Source organism: Psychrobacter coccoides, from assembly GCF_017498085.1.
GTDB lineage: Bacteria > Pseudomonadota > Gammaproteobacteria > Pseudomonadales > Moraxellaceae > Psychrobacter > Psychrobacter coccoides.
Map to the genome: position 1 here is coordinate 26,806 of NZ_JAGBKM010000016.1, position 17,848 is coordinate 44,653.

A 17,848-nucleotide genomic window follows, 5' to 3' on the forward strand; every position below is an offset into this window, starting at 1 on the left:
TCTAGTACAATGAATTTAATTCATCTCTGTTATTAGATAATGCTATGTTAGAACTTCGTCACCTGAACACCTTAACGGCGCTACGTGCGCACGGCTCGCTAGCAGCGGCGGCCGATGAGCTACATGTCACCGCCTCTGCCGTCTCACATCAGCTAAAAGAGCTGGAGAGCTATTATGACATCAGTCTGGTCAATCGGCGCACCCGTCCGTTGACCTTTACGCCTGCTGGCAAGACAGTGTTGGCACTCGCAGACAGCATCTTACCGCAAGTCACTCGCACCAAATCCAACCTCAAGCGCTTAGCGCACGGACAAGCTGGCAGGCTACGCCTAGCCTCTGAGTGTCACAGCTGCTTTGATTGGCTGATGCCGATACTCAATCAGTATCGCCGTGCGTGGTCGGATGTGGAGCTGGACTTTGCCACGGGGTTTGAACCTGAGCCGCATCATTTGCTGACCGAGGGCGATATTGATCTGCTTATTACCACCAGTGATTTGCCGATAGAAGGGATCAGCTATCAGCCTTTATTTGAGTACGAAAGCCGTTTGGTGCTTTCACCAACGCATGATCTGGCCGCACAAGAGAGGATTGAGCCTGCAGACTTAACAGACGAGACTTTAATTGCTTATCCAGTAGAAGCCAAGCGCCTTGATATCATTGCCAACTTTATGACACCAAGCGATGTGAGCTTTGCACGTATTCGAAGCACAGAGCTGACGGCAATGCTGATTCAATTGGTCGCCAGCGAGCGTGGGGTGGCGGCTCTCCCCGATTGGGTAGTCGCAGAATACGAAAAAAAGGGCTGGGTGGTTTCTCGGCCATTAGGCACAGGCGTGCATTGTCAACTGTATGCGGCAACACGTACCTCGAGCCAAGACATGGCTTATATGCAGGGGTTTGCGAGTTTACTTGATGAGATTGTGAAGCCGTTGTAGGCTTTATTTACCATAATCACTGATCATGGCTATAAGCATGGTACCCTAGTGAGGATTTGAAGGTTTGGCTGTAGGTTATTGATATCAACGTTTTGACACGCTGAAATAGCCGCAGTTTACTTTATGATGTACATGCAGTTGGTTTTTGAATCAATATTTTATTCATTGTAAACGCTTATCTCTAAGACGAGATTTAATTTACTTAAACATAAGGTTAGTCATGCTATCGAAAACATTAGAAACGGATCGCCTTTATTTAAGGCACTGGCGAAAAAAAGACTTAAAACTCTTTGCTAAAATAAACTCTAGTAAAGACGTAATGGAGTATTTTCCTAAGCTACTGACAGAAAAAGAAAGTAATGCTATGGCTTCAAAGTGCCAACTGCTTATAGATGAAAAAGGCTGGGGTTTTTGGGCAGTAAGTCTCAAAGGTAGTGATACTTTTATCGGCTTTGTTGGTCTAAATCAACCACAACAAGATCTTCCGTTTAATCCTTGTGTCGAAATAGGTTGGAGATTGGGTGAAAACTTTTGGGGCTATGGTTATGCTACAGAAGCCGCTAATGCTTGTTTAAAATTTGCTTTTGAAGAACTAAAGCTCGATGAAGTCGTATCGTTTACTGCAAAGATAAATAAGCGTTCACAGCGCGTCATGGAACGTCTTGATATGAAGGACACAAGAAAAAACTTTCATCATCCTGCTATAGAAGTTACAGACCCACTTGCCGAACACGTACTATACAAAGTGTCGCGAGAAGAATGGATGAAAATAAAAAAGCACTAATTAAGGATACTCTGAGCTCTATTGATGAATGTATACCCCCAAACGAACCAATTACTTTGCCATTAAAACCTATTAATAGACCACTCAAAATAGACTGCTATAAAAGAACTACTTATATCAGACCATCAAACGAGCAACATCTACCAAAGCTCACAAAACCAACTTAAACAAATAAAACCCTACAGCAGTCGCCAGCAAAGTCAGCCCTACATGCAAACCCACAAGGCTTAACCCTGCCAGTATACGCCCATCATGGATAAAACCAAAAACCTCAGCGCTAAACGTGCTAAAGGTCGTCAGTCCACCCAAAAACCCAGTAATCACAAATACCCGTACATGATCAGATAGGCCACTACCCATACGCTCAAACCACACCAGCGCCAGACCGATCAGTAGACCGCCTAAGACATTAGCCCCCAATGTACCCAGTGGTATCCAGCTGTGCAACAGATTAAAGCGTGTCAGCCATGCCCGCAAGCAGGCCCCAAGTGCTGCTCCTAAACCAATGGCCAACCACTGCATAGCGTATCCTTTTTATGATCAAAGCGACAAACAGACAACTACAGCGCTGGTAATTCGGTCATCGGCCAACGGGGCACGCAGCTGACAGCTAGATCATCAGACTGCCCTGCTTGCAGACGCTCAAAGCCAGCATAAGCAATCATCGCCCCATTATCAGTACATAATTCTGGTGGTGCATAATGCACAGAGGCGTTTATTTTAGCCAGCTCACGCTCTAAGGTCTTACGCAGATGGGTATTGGCACTGACACCACCAGCAATCACTAAGCGGCTCATGCTGACTTGCTTCAGGGCTTTCACGCATTTTTTTACCAGCGTATCGACCATAGCATGCTGAAAGCTTGCGGCAATATCAGCACGGACGTGTGGGTCGCTATCAGAATCAGGCGTATCTTTAATCAGGTTGTGTACTGCTGTCTTCATACCACTAAACGAAAAATCCAAGCCTCGATGCAACATGGGTCTTGGTAAATCGTAAGCATTCGGATTACCCGTTTCCGCCAATTTGGCAATATTGGGACCACCAGGGTACGGTAGATTGAGCATTTTGGCGGCCTTATCAAAGCACTCCCCTGCCGCATCATCGATGGACTCGCCCAATATCTCATATTGTCCGATACCATAAGCGGCGATCAGCTGTGTATGCCCTCCAGATACCAACAGCGAAACAAAAGGAAACGCTGGAGGGTTGGCGCCCATAAGTGGTGCGAGCAAATGGCCTTCCATATGATGAACACCAATCGCTGGTACACCCAAGCCATAAGCCAAGCTGCGGCCAAATAATGCACCCGTCATCAAAGCACCAATAAGCCCCGGGCCTTTAGTGTAGGCCACGGCATCGATATCATCTTTCGTCATACCGCACTGCGCCAAAAGCTCATTGAGCAAAGGCACCAGCTTACGGATATGATCACGACTGGCAAGCTCAGGTACGACGCCGCCATACAGGGCATGCAGCTCTATCTGAGAGTACAGCACTTGCCCAAGTAGGCCTTGATTGTCACTGTCTCTTTGCTCGCTATCAAAAATAGCCAGCCCCGTCTCATCACAAGAGGTTTCTAAACCCAATACTTTCATGCTGTCGCCTTTATCATACCTTTGTTTTTTAGTGTGCTTTTGTCTTTAGTGTAGCCAGATCTGCGTGTGGTTTTTTTATCTTACTTTTGGCCTTTTTATTGACCCATAAGCAGATACAAAAAAACCGCCATTGGTTATTACAATGACGGTAAGTTTAGCAAATTTCAATGGCGCATACGGGCTTAGAGCCTGATGAGTAGTCAATCGTGGCTCTGAAAAAGACGTATCAGCTGACCGCTTCGATCATGTAGTCCACAGCAGCTCGAACCTCCGCTTCGCTTACCTTATCGGTCGCTTGCGCTGGCATTTTATTAAAGCCATTCATAGAGTGCATATAAAGCGTTTCTTTGTCTTTAGTCAGACGAGCACTCCATGCCGCCTTATCACCCAGTATGGGCGACCCTAGTAGACCACCTTCGTGACACAGCTTACAGTTTGCCTCATAGATTTTAGCGCCTGTACCTGCGGCCAGCACTTCAGGCTCAGCAGCCTCGTCTTCAGTTGTCACTGTCTCTTCCGTGGTGATCTCTTCTTCGACCACGTCTGTCTCTTCAACTACAGCCGTCTCCTCGACCACAGCTGTTTCTTCAGACGCAGCGTCTAGCACTGGCTCATCAGTGGCCACTTCTGTTTCTACGACTGGCGCTTCCTCTACTACCGTTGTCGTAGGTTCTTCGACGGCGGCAGGGGCGTCATCAGCTGTATTGTCACCACTACAGGCACTTAGCGTCAGCAGCACACTCATACCAAGAGTAGATAATGTGAGTTTATGTATACGCTGTTGTTTATTGTTCATATTTAACCCTCTGTTGTGTATTTGACGGTGGCGGCTGATGCCGACACAAGGCGCTCGCCTCGGTTATATCTGACAAGTGACAGCTGACACGGCCTGCTATGTAACGGTTTATTATAGATATAGACTACTCAGCTACCGTTGCTTCAGCAGCATCAGCACTCTCGGCATCAGTGCTTTCTGCTACGTCACTGTCAGCGTCAGCATCCATGTCAGCAGCGTCATCTGAATTATCCTCTGAAGCGTCTGCGTCTACTGGGTCTGCCTCAGATGCGGCATCATCCATGTCTGTCGCCTCATCAGCTTCGGGCGCTGCTGCAGTCTCTGGGAACTCCATAACTTCAGCTTCGGGCGCATTGCTACGAGCAAGCTCAGCCGCTTCGTCAACCCGATCTGGGGCATATACCTTTTCTTTGTCACCACTACACGCTGTGAGACCCATCCCCAGACTGACCATAAGTGCCGTACTTAAAGCCATGTTTAGTGCTGTTTTTTTCATTCCAAAACCCTCAATAAAATTGACATAAAAGCATAAAACATTTACTACAGTATGGAAATCATAATAACATAAACTTTAGCCGATACGTTACAGACAGCCGCAATTTTATTAGCATAACCAGCGGTGGTGTTGACTTAAATACAGCAAAAGAAGTGGAGTAAATACCTAAAGCAGGCCTATACTCAGCACCCCTATGCTCACAAGACATAAATGCTCTAAAGGCATTGACTTTACTGGATTTTTTTAGTAAAATACCTGCCCTTGTGTAAGCACACAAAATTGTCCTAGTTTGAGCTGATGCCTGTAATCTTGAGATATTACGGCTAAATACTATTATACAGCCAAGCTAATGCCTTTATATCTCATTCCAAAAGGAGTATTCATGCCTTCAGTTAAGGTTAAAGAAAACGAACCTGTTGATATCGCTATCCGTCGTTTTAAGCGTGCTTGTGAAAAAGCTGGTGTACTATCAGATGTACGTAAACGTGAGTTTTATGAAAAACCAACGCAAGAGCGCAAGCGCAAAAAAGCGGCTGCTGTAAAGCGTTATAAGAAAAAATTACAACGCGAAACTATCCGTACCACGCGTATGTACTAAGCACTGATTAGCGACTGTTTACTGGCATTCATACCATTTGTATCAGTCGATAATGAGTTTGGATAATAAAATATCAGATTATCCCTGTCACTACCTATATATATCATAATCCCAGATATACTAGCGCCACTGTTATCCATTGATATCAGTGGCGTTTTTTATGCTACAATTTTTAGTATTTATACCATCCCTAAACGATAACCCCTAAACGATAACATCGACACTCTACAAAATATATAAGGAATGATTAAGCCAATGAGCCAACTTAAGCAAAGCCTATCTGATCATATCAAGGCGTCTATGAAAGCCCGTGAGCTTGAGCGTGTTAAAGTGCTACGTAACGTGCAAGCTGTGGTCAAACAGATTGAGATTGACCGTAAAACAGAGCTGGATGATGCTGGTGTACTCGATATATTACAAAAGCAGCTCAAACAACGCCAAGAGTCACTGAATATCTTTACCGAAAATGGTCGTGACGACTTAGCCGCCAAAGAGCAGTTTGAGATTGATATCATTAATGAGTTTATGCCCAAGCAGATGGACGATGATGAGCTTGCCGCCTTGGTCAATGCGGAAGTCACTGAGCAAGGTGCGACGTCTATGCGTGATATGGGTAGCGTGATGGGCGCACTAAAAACCAAAACCGCTGGTCGTGCGGATCCTGCTGTCATCTCAAGACTGGTAAAAGAGGCGCTACAAGGCTGACTCAACTGCCTTCATACAAGCTTGTCATAAATAAAGCGCCCATACCGTATGAGCTATAAATAACCGCTTAAGGCTTATAGTCTTTTGCGGTTTTTACGTTTTTTATCTCTTGGACGATATTTGCAAGCAGCGGACGAGCACTACTGCTCTGTGTACTGGCCTGCATCTTCTCAGCAAGCTGTTTGGCTTGTGTCAATGACGTCAGCGCTGACTCATAACGAGCATTCCATAGCTGGTCATAACTGCGATAACGTAGCGCATTGATAGTCGCAATATCAGCCACTGATGATGAGGTCGCCGTTTTGGCTATTTTTTCATTGGCCAGCTGTAGGCTTTGCCAAGCATAACGATCGCTGGGTTGCTGCTGAGTCAAAGGCTTTAGCAGGGTTTGTGCTTGGGTTGGTTGGTTGTTTTGCGTCAAGGCTTCAGCTAAGTACAGGCGCAAATCACGGCGCTCAGGGTACAGTCTTTGCTGGGCTTGTAAGACATCAACCGCCTGCTGCCATTTGCCTTGCTCGCTCAGCACTTGGCTGTATGTAATCGACAATAGCGGCTCTAGCGCTTGGCGCTTAGCTGCTGTTAAGCGTTGAAACTCAGTCATGAGTGTTTCTGCGTCATCAAAGCGCTGCTGCTCGCCATACCAATACATTAAAGCCAGCTTGGCACCGATGCTGTTTTTTGCAGCGGTCGTGAGTGAGGTCTCTGAAGCGTGCTGACCCATGACTTGCACTCGCCAGTAAAGCAGGTCAAATAATGCTTGATGGCGCTGCTGCTGATTGAGCGACAAGGGCGGATAGCGCTGAGCCCGACTTTGGGTATCACTGAGACGCTCGTTGCTCAAAGGATGCGAACGTACAAAGCTTGGCAAAAACTGGTTTTCTACCTGATTGAGCTGGCTTTTTTGATTCATAGTAGCAAAAAATCTTGGCATCGCACGAGGGTCATATCCCGCTTGATTCATTATTTGCATACCCACCCGATCAGCTTCTCGCTCATTACTGCGACTAAAGGCCATACTGCTATTCATGGTTGCGGTCTGGCTACCCATCATCACGGCCGCTGCAGCGTCACCATCTACAGCCGATGCCGCTATTGCTGCCAACATGCCGCCTATCTGCATGAGCAGTGCTTTTTTGCGCTCGTCTGCCCCGCTCTCATAGTGACGCTGACTGACATGCGCCACTTCATGAGCAATGACACTGGCCAGCTCATCCATGCTGTTGGCGGCCAATATGGTACCTGTATTGACACCAATCACGCCGCCTGGTGCGGCAAAGGCATTGATACTGGGATTGTCAATAATCACCAAAGCCAAAGGCGCTTGTTGACGCACTTGCGCATTCATACGCCAAGTCATGTCTTTTATGGTTTCTTGAATCCAAGGATCGTGCTCCATTTTGATGCGGCCATTGATGTTTTGTAGCGACCATTCACCGAGTAGCTTGGTTTGATACTGATCAGCAAAGCTTAACCCCTGACCTTGTAAGCTCGGTAGCTTTAACTCCTGAGCACGAGAGGGTTGCCATGAGCCATAATTGGTAGTGGCTAGCGCTGCTGGTGTAGACACCTTGGTGGTATGAGCATTTGTCATAGGCTGCGCATAAGCTTGGATACTCAGACTGCTGATCAAAGCCAATAAAACCAGTGGGCAGGTCAAAACCAACCCTTGTCGTTTATCAATGGTGTTTTTTATAAACTCAGTCGTTAGACAGGCGTGATGATTAGAGCGGTTCAATGTCTGCATCCTATGCGTTTAGCCACGATTGTGTTTTGACTATACGAGGTTGATATGACCACGTCAATTCCAGTATTCTCTTGACTACCAATGTCTAGGCAGTGTGTCACTTTCGTGCAACATGACCGTGCAACTCTGTTTGATTCTAATCGGCTCAACATTATGATGATTATATTCAACTGCAATTACCAAGCAGCAATTTGCTATAATATCTGGTTCAGATTGGGCTAGTGTTTTGGGCCCAAGCAACCATATTTTAAGGGTTTATGTTATGTCCGCTGATAATGACGCTATCAATACACACGCACCTTATTCGGTGGTTTTGACCGCAAAGTTACCTGAGGCCGAGCGCTTTGTCTCACAGTCCTTATTGGCTCTATTGCCTGCTGCATGTATTGCCAATGTGGTTGATGATAGAGCAAATGACAGTCAAACCAAGGATGGCCATGATACCAACCCATCCTCAATCGGTATCAAGCGCATGGTCGATGGACGTGGCATGGCTTGCCCGATGCCCTTATTAAAGACTAAAGTGGCGTTGCGTGACGTAGCAGCTCATGAGTCACTGTACGTTGTCGCCACCGATCCCAACTCACAAGCGGATATCACAGCGTTTTGCCAACAAAGTCAACAGGCCTCTCATGGTGATACGCTGATACTGACAGTCAATCAAAAGACAGCAGGGCCAGCCGAAGAGGGTCTGTCAAAACCGTCGTCCGATACAATATTTCACTTCATCATTACCAAAACTGATAGCAACTAAGCATGACTATCATTTACAATTAAGACAATAAAAATTCTCAATTGCATAATGGTTTACTTATTTGATCAAGGTCAAGAATATGGCTACTCCTCCTAATAACTCAAAAACCACTCAAAAAGGGCGTACCCCCGATGACAGTACGACCCCAAAAAACGCCGCCCGTGAAGCAGCATTAGAAGCAGCGGCCAAACGCCCGCCGTATGATGCTAGCGCTTTAGAAAAGACCAGCACCCGTGATTTGGTACCGGCGATGCCGACGCATTTATCGGCACCTGGGGTCAATCTGGGTGCGTATATCAATACGGTGCATCAAATCCCAATCTTGACGCCTACCCAAGAGCAAGAGCTTGCTCATCGCTATTTTGATGAAGGCGATGTCGAGGCCGCACGTTTACTGGTGATGTCACACTTGCGTTTTGTCATTCACATCGCTCGCAGCTACTCTGGCTACGGCTTGCCACAGGCAGACCTAATACAAGAAGGCAATCTTGGCTTGATGAAAGCCGTCAAACGCTTTGACCCTAATAAAGGCGTACGCTTGGTTTCTTTTGCTGTGCATTGGATTAAGGCTGAGATTCATGAGTTTGTGATTCGTAACTGGCGTATCGTCAAAGTCGCCACTACCAAAGCTCATCGCAAGCTGTTCTTTAATCTTCGCAGTCTAAAAAAGACCAACAACCAGCTGACTTTAGAAGAAGCAGACGCCATCGCCAAAGACCTCAATGTCAGCCGCAAACAAGTGCTAGAGATGGAGTCTCGTTTGACTTCGTATGATGCTTCTTTCGAGACTCAATCTAGTGATGATGACGATGGTCGCTATGCACCGCAGCTGTTTTTGGAAGATGGTGTTGATCCAGCCGAGATAGTCGAAGACTCTGATTGGGAAGACAGTAACACCTCAGCCTTGGTAGCGGCGATGGATACGCTAGATGATCGCTCACGTGATATCGTCGAGCAGCGCTGGCTGTCTGAGCAAAAGTCTACCCTGCACGAGCTGGCAGCGGTTTATTCCATCTCTGCCGAGCGGGTGCGCCAAATCGAAAAAAATGCGATGGATAAAATCCGTGATGCCATGACCATAGACAGTGTCATACTGCCTGATGACATTCAATAATTGGCGTTAACCGACCGTTAGACCGCTATAAGAGACAGCCATCGCTTGTGCGCTATAACTTGATGATAAGAGTTTTATGATGTTAAATTGGATAGGCATTGCTGCGATAAATCTCGCTATCGCTGTGGCTTTAGGGGCTTTTGGTGCTCATGGCATCAAAAGCATGGTCAATGCGCAGCAGCTGGCGTGGTGGCATACTGCGACCCTTTATCTTTTTATCCATGCATTAGGTTTATTACTTGTCGGCTTACTTATCCGCTTGAGATATACCACACAGACCACTGCTTGGTTATTGCAAATCGGTGTCATCATCTTTGCTGGTAGCTTGTTTGCGATGACCCTTGGTGCGCCTCGTTGGTTTGGGGCGATTACGCCTATCGGCGGCGTCCTGATGATCGCAGGTTGGGTGTGGTTGGCGATTAGCACTTTTCGAGCCCAGCAGTACTAGCCCGCTTATGATACGAGACTCAATCTCACATAAGCCTGATATACTCTATGCCACACTACGCCACAAGCAAGCAAGCCACAAACAAGTGAATCAGATAGCCACAGCACTGTATCAGGGTTAAATAAACCCTACGCTATCCTCGCAAACTATGTTTTTTGAATGTTTAGCAGACCCCAAAAACAAAAGCTTTCAGTTATAGGAAGTAAAGACTATGAGTATGATTACTGTCAATGGACAGACACTACAAACCACACATCAAACGGTCCAGCTTGTCATAAATGAGCTTGGGCTAAGTAAAGGCCGTTATGCTGTCGAAGTCGACGGTGAGCTGGTCCCAAAAAGCGAGCTTGCTCAACTGCGTATCGTGGAGGGCATGACTATCGAGGTGGTGCAAGCCGTTGGTGGTGGCTAATTATTAGGAATGTTGACTTATCAGGGTACAATAAAAAAGACCTCAGCGTATAAAACGTTGCGGTCTTTTTTCCTTGGCTGACTTGTCTTTTATAAAGGTTTAACGCGACGAGTAGCTATATTATTTATTATTGTTATACGTCGTTTATTAAACCCTAATAAGATTATACCGCTGGGGCAGTATCGCCACTTGAGAGGTCTTGGTAGCGCCCATCACGTCCTGCGCCCTGCGTCTTTTTGCGCTCTAAACGGGTTTTATACTTTCTGACTTGCCTGTTGAGTTTGTCTGCCATGTCATTAATGGCTTTATACATATCATCATCATAAGACTGTACAAACATTTCTTGACCTGAAACACGCAAAATAGCTTCAGCCTTATGGCTTTTTTTACCACTACCGCTATTGTCTAGTGATAAGATAACTTGAATACTTTGTATTTGGTCAAAATGACGCTCTACTTTTTCAAGCTTTTCGCGAACAGCTGTTTCCATCGCTTCAGTAATGCTGATATGGTGACCACTAATAGAAACGTTCATATACTTATCCTTATATATATTGCTTAAAGTCAAAAGATGCTCTAGCTTTTACCTAAAGCATCTTACTGTACCGATAACCTCAACGAATTCATCATATATTTGTGATATGTCCTTTTATCACCTCGCTTTTATGACGTTTTTTGATATAGGTGAAAAGGTTGGTATTTGTTATTGGTATGACTCTAATTTGTCATGAAATCCCGTCAGTAGCAAGACGCTATAATGTAACCGAATGTAACTAAAGCTTATATTGTCTCTAAAATTATATATAATCGAAAAATTTTATTTTTTATAATTGCTTTTGTTAATATTTCTTTCGCCAAAACCATAGACCTGCGTTTTAAAAGCTTTTTGCCTTAGTATTTTTTCTTTCGCTGCGTTGATGAGCTGATATTCATTGCCTCACGATATTTGGCGACCGTACGCCTAGCGATATCAATCCCCTCTGCAAGCAACTGTGCCTGTATACGGCTATCAGATAGGGGCTTTTTGGGGTCTTCATCTGTGATCAGCTGCTTGATCATGGCGCTAATCGCAGTCGACGAGATATCACCGTCATTGCTACTGACATGTGATGAAAAGAAGTACTTGAGAGAAAATAAGCCCTGCGGTGTCAAGATGCTTTTACTGGTGGTCAGACGTGACACTGTAGATTCATGCAAACCGACCTCTTCTGCCACCTCCTTTAAAATCAATGGTTGCATAGCTGTGGCGCCTTGTTGCAAAAACTCGTCTTGGCGGCGCACGATACTACTGGCCACCTTTAGTAAGTTTTGATTGCGCTCTTCAATACTGCGAATAAACAATCTGGCGTCTGTTAGGTTTTCGCGTAGGTACTGATTATCTGGGCTATCATCGCCACGCTTAACCAAACTTGCATACTCTTGGTTAACACGCAGCTTTGGTAACGTCTCTGGATTGAGGCGTACATGCCACCCCCCATCTTGCCCTGCAATTTCATCGTTTTGATAGCGTATGGGTGTGACCAAGACATCTGGAATATCGTAACTTTCAGGTATTTGTGCGCTATGAAGGCGGCTGTTTTGAAAGGCAAGGCCAGGCGCAGGGTTTAATGTGCGCAGTAACGCCAACGCTGGTGTGATATGCGCTGGCGCTAGGCCTGTCGTCTCGGTTAAGGCTTTGATGTTATTACTTACCAAATACTCGCTTGCCGACAGTAATTTGTAGGCATATTCTATATGTTCAGTATTGGGGTCGAGTTTGGCCAGTTGTATCGTGAGACACTCAGACAAGTTGCGTGCCCCTACGCCCAATGGATCACAGGACTGGATGATGTGCAGTACCATCTCTATCTCTTCACGCTCTACCTGCTGCTCCCACTGATAAAAGCTGGCCATGGTGTTTAAGGTTTGTAGCAGCTCATCAATATTCAACTGGACAAAACCCATATCATCCATCGAGTCCACCAGATACTCTGCTATCACAGTATCTGTATCTGATAGACGTTTGAAGTTCAGCTGCCAACGCACGTGATCTTGGATAGTGGCGCTGGTACTGCCTTGGTAGCTATCTAATTCATCAAAATCTGCAACTGCAGAGGAGGAAGCATTGCCACTATAGCTGCTCGTATCGAAGCTACTATAGTCTATATCGCTAATGCTATTTTGATAGTCGCTGTTGTCGCTATCATTGCCACTACTATCTGCACTCAGGTAGTCGTTATCCAGCATACTGTCGTCAATCGCATCGTTATCGATAGTCGATTGCTGCAACATATCTAGGCTGTCACTAAAGCCATCATCAAGCACGTCTACACTGTCGTCAAACAGGTCTGTGCTATCACTAAGGCTGTCTTCATACTCAATATGCCCCTCATCAGAACCGATATTTGTCATGTTTTCTGCTGATTCAGTATTCCACATATCGAGGGTTAAGCAATCTGAACACTCATCTTCTATGCCAGCATCTGGTTCAAGATACTCCTCGTCATCTTCGATACGTTCAAGCAAGGGATTACTATCCAACTTAGCCTGCACCTCTTGTGCGAGCTCAAGACTAGAGAGCTGCAGCAGTTTGATTGCCTGCTGCATTTGTGGCGTTAGTTTTTGTGAGGTGCTTAGCGTGGCCGCCAATCCGAACGACATACTCATGCTGGTTTATTGCACTCCAGTGTTAATAAAATGTGGTATCTCATGTTGATTCGAGCTTGTTAAACCCTTTAAGTCATGACGATAGCATTTTTTGTAGCGGTTTTGCTATGTTAATCTACCTTCTACGTATCTATTTGAAACAATTATTTTCTGATAGAGCCATATAAGCCCTAATACAGAGCAAAACCTAAAAGATATTGGCACTTAACAACTTACTAAGCCTTGGTGCATCTGCACTCAATATCCGCTAAGCTATTATGCATAATGAAAAATCAACTGCATCTTAAACAAGCCTTAATCTGAACGCAAAACCTTGATTATCAACACTGCACTGAGACATACACTATGAGCACACCTAGTCCTACCCCTAATGATACCACCCCTCATAAGCTGACTGTTGCCGCGGTACAACTGAACACTCAGCAAGACGTCGAGCATAATCTTGCTACCATTAAGTCAGCGATTGCTGCGGCCAGTGCACAAGGCGTCAAGCTTGTGGTGCTGCCTGAGAACTGCTGTAGTATGGGGCGACAGTTTCCAACAGCTGAGCGCTTTGACGATCTATCAGAGGTCCTAGCTGGCTATGCTAGAGAGTTCGAGGTTTATTTGCTAGCAGGCACACTACCCTGTTTTTATCGTCCTGATGGCACTGCTGTACCTAATGGACGTCTGCGTCAGGTCAGTTTGCTGTTTTCTCCTGAGGGCAAAATGGTGGCTCGCTATGACAAGATTCATTTATTTACAGCAACCGTCGCTGACAAGCACGGCAATTACGATGAAGCAGCGACATTTGAGCCGGGCACCCAGACAGTCGTAGCACCCATTGAAGTTGACAATGTGGTCTACCAACTGGGCATGATGGTTTGTTTTGATTTGCGTTTCCCAGCTCTAGCGCAGCGCTTGCGACAAGCAGGCGCTGATATCTTGAGTGCGCCTTCAGCCTTTACCTATTTGACGGGACAAGCACACTGGTCCCTACTGCTACAGGCAAGAGCGCTAGACAGTCAATGTATGGTCATTGGCGCTGCCCAAGGTGGCGAGCATCACTATAAAAATGGTAAAACACGTGAAACATGGGGCCATACTGCGATTACTGATTTTAATGGCTCAATGGTAGACAGTTACGATAATAGTGCGCTACAAGGTGCAGCGGCTGACAACGACTATGCGCTAGTGTTTGCTACTTTAGATAAAGAGGCACAGCAACAAGGTCGACAAAAAATGCCTATCTTTGATTGCCATCGTTTGGCCTAGTTTGGGTTTGCCTTTCTTTTTCTTCTTGTTTGATATGCGTGGCTCGTGGATGAGCTCGGTCATAAACTTGGGTCAATTTGGCAAAGTCTACATGGGTATAGATTTGGGTGGTGCTGATATCGCTATGCCCTAGCATTTCTTGGACGGCACGTAAGTCGCCGCTACCTGAGAGCATGTGCGAGGCAAAGCAATGCCGCAGCAAGTGCGGATATAGGTTTTGTGAAATGCCAGCACGAGTCGCAGCGACTTTGAGGCGCTGTTGTACCGCCCGTGTCGATAAGCGGGTGCCGAGTTTTTCGCTGATAAATAAGGCCTCATCTTGCTGCTCGACCCACAGATTACGATGCGGCAGATAACGTGTGATTGCATTGGCAGCCTTTGTGCCTAAAGGTATCAAACGGGTCTTGTTACCTTTGCCTGTCACGCGCACACGTAGCGCTGATAGGTCTATATCTGTCATGTCGAGCGCCACCAGCTCACCCACCCGCAAGCCACTACTATATAGCAGCTCAAACATGGCTTTGTCACGTAACCACAGCCTTGCTTGCTCAGGCGCATCAGGCATCGGCTGATCTAATAGCTGCGTCAACAGGTCTACATCTGCGATAGAAGGTAAGGGTCTGGGGCTGCGTTTTAGCTGATAACCCGTGGTTGGATTAATACGTGCTAGCCCTTCTTCTATCAGCCAGCCATAGAAGTGCCGAATGGCTGACAGCTCTTGTTGTACACTCGCCAGTGCCAACTCGTCTTCTTCTAAACGCTGGCTGATGTGCTGGGCAAGCTGGCGCTTATCACAGCGGGTCCACGTCATCTGCTTACCACGTAAAAACAGCGCCAACTGTCTAAGGGCGGCAAAGTAAGCCGTCAAAGTATGTACTGAATGACGACGCACTGCCAATGTATTGAGCCAGCGATGGACAGGCACAAGCAGCTCTCGTACTTGTTCATCCAACTCTATGTCCTCGAAACCCATTGACTCAGCAGGCATGTAAACTAAATCCTCTTTATTAGACATGAGCACAACCCCTGATGCGTGCTACTGACAAACGCTATAACCATGCGTTTAGCTGCTTGGCGTGGGCTGAATGCCGGCTTGCGCCATCAATCCATCTGGACTAAACACCCCTTCATAAACAAAAGCAGTCGGCCCCGTCATCATGACTGAATACCCGGGCTGCCAACGTACGATCATACTGCCACCATACAGTTGGGCACGAATCTCTTCGCCCTCATCAAGCCAGCCTTCACGTATGCCTACGGCGACGGCAGCACAAGCGCCAGTACCACAAGCTTGCGTCTCACCGACACCACGCTCATAGACACGAAGGCGAATGTGACGCTGATTCATCACTTGCATAAAACCAACATTGACTTTGTCAGGGAATGCAGGGTGCGACTCAATCGCTTTGCCTAGGTTTTTCACATCAGCCTCAAGCACGTCATCTACTTTGATAATGGCGTGTGGATTACCCATGTTGGCGACGAACAGCTGCACAGGCGTGCCCTCGACACTCAGATGATAAGCATTTTGGATCTTTGTCGTGGCTTTTGGGGTAAATGGAATCTCACTCGGTTCAAACTTCGGCTTGCCCATATCGACTTCTACCCAGCCATAGCGATCCGTGGTAAGAGAGATAATACCACTGGCCGTCTCAACACGCAGACGCTGCTTAAATGATAGCTTGCGAGCCTGCACAAAACGGGCAAAGCAGCGGGCACCGTTGCCGCACTGCTCGACCTCGCTGCCATCGGTATTGAAAATGCGATAACTGAAGTCCACGTCAGGGCGCATCGGCGGCTCGACGACGAGCAGTTGATCAAAACCAACGCCTAAATGTCTATCACCCAGTAACTGCACCAACTCCTTGGTCAGCTCTAAGCGCTGGGTCACCAAATCAATGACCATAAAATCATTGCCCAGACCATGCATTTTTGTAAATTCTATGAGCATATCCTTTTGTCCTATTCTATTTTTATGTGTCCGTTATATTAGCACGCTGCCTAGCACAATGATAACTATCGCCCCATCAACACTGATATCTGATTGAATAAAACCTTGGCCATAAAAAACCCATTGTTATAGTAACAATGGGTGATGTTTGCTTACTTCTTGACTTAGTATGACGGTATTAGTATGACGGCCCTACTACAGCAGAGGGTCCGTACGCTCGACAGTGTGCGTCTTACTTATCTTGCCACAATATCTCATCAGCATATAACGACTCGAGACTTTCCCGCTTGCGAATCAATTGGTGAGTGTCCTCTGAGACCATAACCTCGCTTGCCCGCCCACGTGAGTTATAGTTACTACTCATCGTAAAGCCGTAAGCACCTGCACCCGTAATCGCTAAGATGTCACCCGTCGCCAATGACAATAAGCGATCTTTTGCCAAAAAGTCGCCCGTCTCACAAATAGCGCCGACGATATCCCAAGGCTGGGTATCATCATTATTGATACCATCGCTGGGTAGGCGGTTTGGAATGACCGCCATTTCGGCTTGATAAAGGGCTGGACGAATCAAGTCGTTCATCGCCGCATCCACGATAGCGAAGTTTTTATGTTCAGTCGGCTTGAGTACGTCCACCCGGGTCAATAACACGCCAGCATTAGCCACGACACTACGCCCTGGCTCAAAAAACACCGTCATGCCAAGCTCTTTTAGCTTAGGCAATAGAGCATTGGCAAACTCGCCTATAGACACAGGCGTTTCATCGATATAACGCACCCCTAAGCCGCCGCCCAGATCAACATGACTGAGCGTGATACCTTTACTCTTTAAGCTATGGATCAGCTCAATAACTTTATCCAGCGCCGCAATAAACGGCTCGACCTCTGTCAATTGTGAGCCAATATGACAGTCTATACCGACGATGTCGATGTGCGACAAGCCCGCTGCCTGCTTATAGACGGCCAGCGCTTGCTCATGGGCGATACCGAACTTATTGTCTTTAAGACCTGTGGAGATATAGGGATGGGTCTTGGCATCGACATCTGGATTGACCCGTAGCGATATCGGCGCACGCTTATCGAGTTTCTGCGCCACCTCATTGATCAGCATCAGCTCGCTGTCCGACTCAACATTAAAACAGGCAATACCTTGCGTCAATGCATACTCGATGTCGTCATAGGTTTTGCCAACACCTGAAAACACCACTTTACTGGCTTTGCCGCCTGCTGCCAGTACCCGCATTAGCTCACCGCGAGAGACGATATCAAACCCTGCGCCCGCCTGTGCCAATATACCCAATACCGCCAGATTAGAGTTTGCTTTTACAGCATAGCAAATCTGATGGTCAATCGCTGCAAAGCTATCGCTATAGTCTTGATAAACCTCTAATATCGCTTGCTTTGAATAGACATAACACGGCGTATCATAGTGTGCTACCAACTCACTGATGCTTACCTTTTCGATAAACAAAGCCTCATCGCTATACCCTAATGCTGGTAAATGAGCCGTCAATGCTACGGGGTCGACATATAGCCCTTGCTCAGTTGCGGTCGTTACAGATACGGCTTGCACCTTAGAATCACTCATACTTTGCTCTCTGGTTTAATCAATGGGT

General features: G+C 46.5%; 19 protein-coding genes. 9 read left to right on the plus strand and 10 right to left on the minus strand.

All coding sequences use genetic code 11. The features are described from left to right. The first annotated feature begins 44 nt into the window (after positions 1–44). A complete protein-coding gene (locus J3492_RS09205; RefSeq protein ID WP_207991760.1) occupies positions 45–935 on the plus strand; it encodes a LysR family transcriptional regulator in 891 nt (296 codons plus the stop codon). 220 nt (positions 936–1,155) lie between these two features. Continuing rightward, on the plus strand, positions 1,156–1,719 hold the full coding sequence (locus J3492_RS09210) for a GNAT family N-acetyltransferase (RefSeq protein WP_207991761.1): 564 nt from the start codon (positions 1,156–1,158) through the stop codon (positions 1,717–1,719). A gap of 150 nt (positions 1,720–1,869) precedes the next feature. Here the strand turns inward: J3492_RS09210 and J3492_RS09215 are convergent, their stop codons facing one another. The 4 genes from J3492_RS09215 to J3492_RS09230 all read right to left on the minus strand — a co-directional run bounded on the left by J3492_RS09215 (position 1,870) and on the right by J3492_RS09230 (position 4,609). After that, positions 1,870–2,241, minus strand: coding sequence for a CrcB family protein (locus J3492_RS09215; RefSeq protein ID WP_207991762.1), 372 nt, complete (start codon positions 2,239–2,241; stop codon positions 1,870–1,872). Between the two features lie 38 nt (positions 2,242–2,279). Then, on the minus strand, positions 2,280–3,317 hold the full coding sequence (gene tsaD / locus J3492_RS09220; protein ID WP_207991763.1) for a tRNA (adenosine(37)-N6)-threonylcarbamoyltransferase complex transferase subunit TsaD: 1,038 nt from the start codon (positions 3,315–3,317) through the stop codon (positions 2,280–2,282). 226 nt (positions 3,318–3,543) lie between these two features. Further along, a complete protein-coding gene (locus tag J3492_RS09225; protein WP_207991764.1) occupies positions 3,544–4,113 on the minus strand; it encodes a c-type cytochrome in 570 nt (189 codons plus the stop codon). Between the two features lie 124 nt (positions 4,114–4,237). Continuing rightward, the gene (locus J3492_RS09230; RefSeq protein ID WP_207991765.1) at positions 4,238–4,609 is read right to left on the minus strand and encodes a hypothetical protein; all 372 of its coding nucleotides are present in this window, start codon (positions 4,607–4,609) and stop codon (positions 4,238–4,240) included. Positions 4,610–4,991: 382 nt separating this feature from the next. On the opposite strand from J3492_RS09230, the gene rpsU reads away from it, so the two are divergent. Beyond that, positions 4,992–5,207 carry a 30S ribosomal protein S21 gene (gene rpsU, locus J3492_RS09235; RefSeq protein WP_201575929.1) on the plus strand — a complete coding sequence of 72 codons (216 nt, stop codon included), beginning with the start codon at positions 4,992–4,994 and terminating at the stop codon, positions 5,205–5,207. 255 nt (positions 5,208–5,462) lie between these two features. After that, positions 5,463–5,912, plus strand: coding sequence for a GatB/YqeY domain-containing protein (locus tag J3492_RS09240; RefSeq protein ID WP_207991766.1), 450 nt, complete (start codon positions 5,463–5,465; stop codon positions 5,910–5,912). Between the two features lie 67 nt (positions 5,913–5,979). On the opposite strand, the gene J3492_RS09245 is transcribed toward J3492_RS09240, so the two are convergent. Continuing rightward, a complete protein-coding gene (locus J3492_RS09245; protein ID WP_243453201.1) occupies positions 5,980–7,647 on the minus strand; it encodes a M48 family metalloprotease in 1,668 nt (555 codons plus the stop codon). Between the two features lie 271 nt (positions 7,648–7,918). Here J3492_RS09245 and J3492_RS09250 point away from each other — a divergent pair, with 271 nt between their 5' ends. The 4 genes from J3492_RS09250 (at position 7,919) to thiS (ending at position 10,384) form a co-directional block, all read left to right on the plus strand. Beyond that, positions 7,919–8,410, plus strand: coding sequence for a sulfurtransferase TusA family protein (locus tag J3492_RS09250; RefSeq protein WP_207991767.1), 492 nt, complete (start codon positions 7,919–7,921; stop codon positions 8,408–8,410). A 250-nt stretch (positions 8,411–8,660) separates the two neighbouring features. Continuing rightward, complete coding sequence (rpoH, locus tag J3492_RS09255) at positions 8,661–9,524, plus strand: RNA polymerase sigma factor RpoH (protein ID WP_207991806.1); 864 nt, start codon at positions 8,661–8,663, stop codon at positions 9,522–9,524. 79 nt (positions 9,525–9,603) lie between these two features. Beyond that, positions 9,604–9,972, plus strand: coding sequence for a DUF423 domain-containing protein (locus tag J3492_RS09260; RefSeq protein WP_207991807.1), 369 nt, complete (start codon positions 9,604–9,606; stop codon positions 9,970–9,972). Between the two features lie 211 nt (positions 9,973–10,183). Further along, complete coding sequence (thiS, locus tag J3492_RS09265) at positions 10,184–10,384, plus strand: sulfur carrier protein ThiS (protein WP_207991768.1); 201 nt, start codon at positions 10,184–10,186, stop codon at positions 10,382–10,384. 163 nt (positions 10,385–10,547) lie between these two features. Here thiS and hpf read toward each other — a convergent pair whose 3' ends face one another. Both hpf and rpoN read right to left on the minus strand, forming a co-directional pair. Further along, complete coding sequence (gene hpf / locus J3492_RS09270) at positions 10,548–10,919, minus strand: ribosome hibernation-promoting factor, HPF/YfiA family (RefSeq protein ID WP_207991769.1); 372 nt, start codon at positions 10,917–10,919, stop codon at positions 10,548–10,550. A gap of 356 nt (positions 10,920–11,275) precedes the next feature. Continuing rightward, on the minus strand, positions 11,276–13,030 hold the full coding sequence (rpoN, locus tag J3492_RS09275) for an RNA polymerase factor sigma-54 (protein WP_207991770.1): 1,755 nt from the start codon (positions 13,028–13,030) through the stop codon (positions 11,276–11,278). Between the two features lie 345 nt (positions 13,031–13,375). Between rpoN and J3492_RS09280 the strand changes: the two genes are divergently transcribed. Further along, positions 13,376–14,284, plus strand: coding sequence for a nitrilase-related carbon-nitrogen hydrolase (locus J3492_RS09280; protein WP_207991771.1), 909 nt, complete (start codon positions 13,376–13,378; stop codon positions 14,282–14,284). Here J3492_RS09280 and J3492_RS09285 read toward each other — a convergent pair. From J3492_RS09285 to lysA, 3 genes are all read right to left on the minus strand, one after another. Next, positions 14,256–15,272, minus strand: a complete 1,017-nt coding sequence (locus J3492_RS09285; protein ID WP_243453202.1) for a tyrosine recombinase XerC — start codon at positions 15,270–15,272, stop codon at positions 14,256–14,258. The two genes, J3492_RS09280 and J3492_RS09285, sit on opposite strands and share 29 nt — an antisense overlap. 75 nt (positions 15,273–15,347) lie before the next feature. After that, a complete protein-coding gene (dapF, locus tag J3492_RS09290) occupies positions 15,348–16,235 on the minus strand; it encodes a diaminopimelate epimerase (RefSeq protein WP_207991772.1) in 888 nt (295 codons plus the stop codon). 232 nt (positions 16,236–16,467) lie between these two features. Then, a complete protein-coding gene (lysA, locus tag J3492_RS09295; RefSeq protein ID WP_207991773.1) occupies positions 16,468–17,820 on the minus strand; it encodes a diaminopimelate decarboxylase in 1,353 nt (450 codons plus the stop codon). Positions 17,821–17,848: the final 28 nt, after the last annotated feature.

Excerpts from the sequence above, each read along its gene's own strand:
- lysA (WP_207991773.1), bottom strand. The coding sequence starts at position 17,820 with ATGAGTGATTCTAAGGTGCAAGCCGTATCTGTAACGACCGCAACTGAG.
- rpsU (WP_201575929.1), top strand. The coding sequence starts at position 4,992 with ATGCCTTCAGTTAAGGTTAAAGAAAACGAACCTGTTGATATCGCTATC.
- J3492_RS09240 (WP_207991766.1), top strand. The coding sequence starts at position 5,463 with ATGAGCCAACTTAAGCAAAGCCTATCTGATCATATCAAGGCGTCTATG.
- J3492_RS09215 (WP_207991762.1), bottom strand. The coding sequence starts at position 2,241 with ATGCAGTGGTTGGCCATTGGTTTAGGAGCAGCACTTGGGGCCTGCTTG.
- rpoH (WP_207991806.1), top strand. The coding sequence starts at position 8,661 with ATGCCGACGCATTTATCGGCACCTGGGGTCAATCTGGGTGCGTATATC.
- J3492_RS09225 (WP_207991764.1), bottom strand. The coding sequence starts at position 4,113 with ATGAACAATAAACAACAGCGTATACATAAACTCACATTATCTACTCTT.
- thiS (WP_207991768.1), top strand. The coding sequence starts at position 10,184 with ATGAGTATGATTACTGTCAATGGACAGACACTACAAACCACACATCAA.
- dapF (WP_207991772.1), bottom strand. The coding sequence starts at position 16,235 with ATGCTCATAGAATTTACAAAAATGCATGGTCTGGGCAATGATTTTATG.
- hpf (WP_207991769.1), bottom strand. The coding sequence starts at position 10,919 with ATGAACGTTTCTATTAGTGGTCACCATATCAGCATTACTGAAGCGATG.
- J3492_RS09285 (WP_243453202.1), bottom strand. The coding sequence starts at position 15,272 with ATGCCTGCTGAGTCAATGGGTTTCGAGGACATAGAGTTGGATGAACAA.
- J3492_RS09250 (WP_207991767.1), top strand. The coding sequence starts at position 7,919 with ATGTCCGCTGATAATGACGCTATCAATACACACGCACCTTATTCGGTG.
- J3492_RS09260 (WP_207991807.1), top strand. The coding sequence starts at position 9,604 with ATGTTAAATTGGATAGGCATTGCTGCGATAAATCTCGCTATCGCTGTG.
- J3492_RS09280 (WP_207991771.1), top strand. The coding sequence starts at position 13,376 with ATGAGCACACCTAGTCCTACCCCTAATGATACCACCCCTCATAAGCTG.
- J3492_RS09230 (WP_207991765.1), bottom strand. The coding sequence starts at position 4,609 with ATGAAAAAAACAGCACTAAACATGGCTTTAAGTACGGCACTTATGGTC.
- J3492_RS09205 (WP_207991760.1), top strand. The coding sequence starts at position 45 with ATGTTAGAACTTCGTCACCTGAACACCTTAACGGCGCTACGTGCGCAC.
- tsaD (WP_207991763.1), bottom strand. The coding sequence starts at position 3,317 with ATGAAAGTATTGGGTTTAGAAACCTCTTGTGATGAGACGGGGCTGGCT.
- rpoN (WP_207991770.1), bottom strand. The coding sequence starts at position 13,030 with ATGAGTATGTCGTTCGGATTGGCGGCCACGCTAAGCACCTCACAAAAA.
- J3492_RS09210 (WP_207991761.1), top strand. The coding sequence starts at position 1,156 with ATGCTATCGAAAACATTAGAAACGGATCGCCTTTATTTAAGGCACTGG.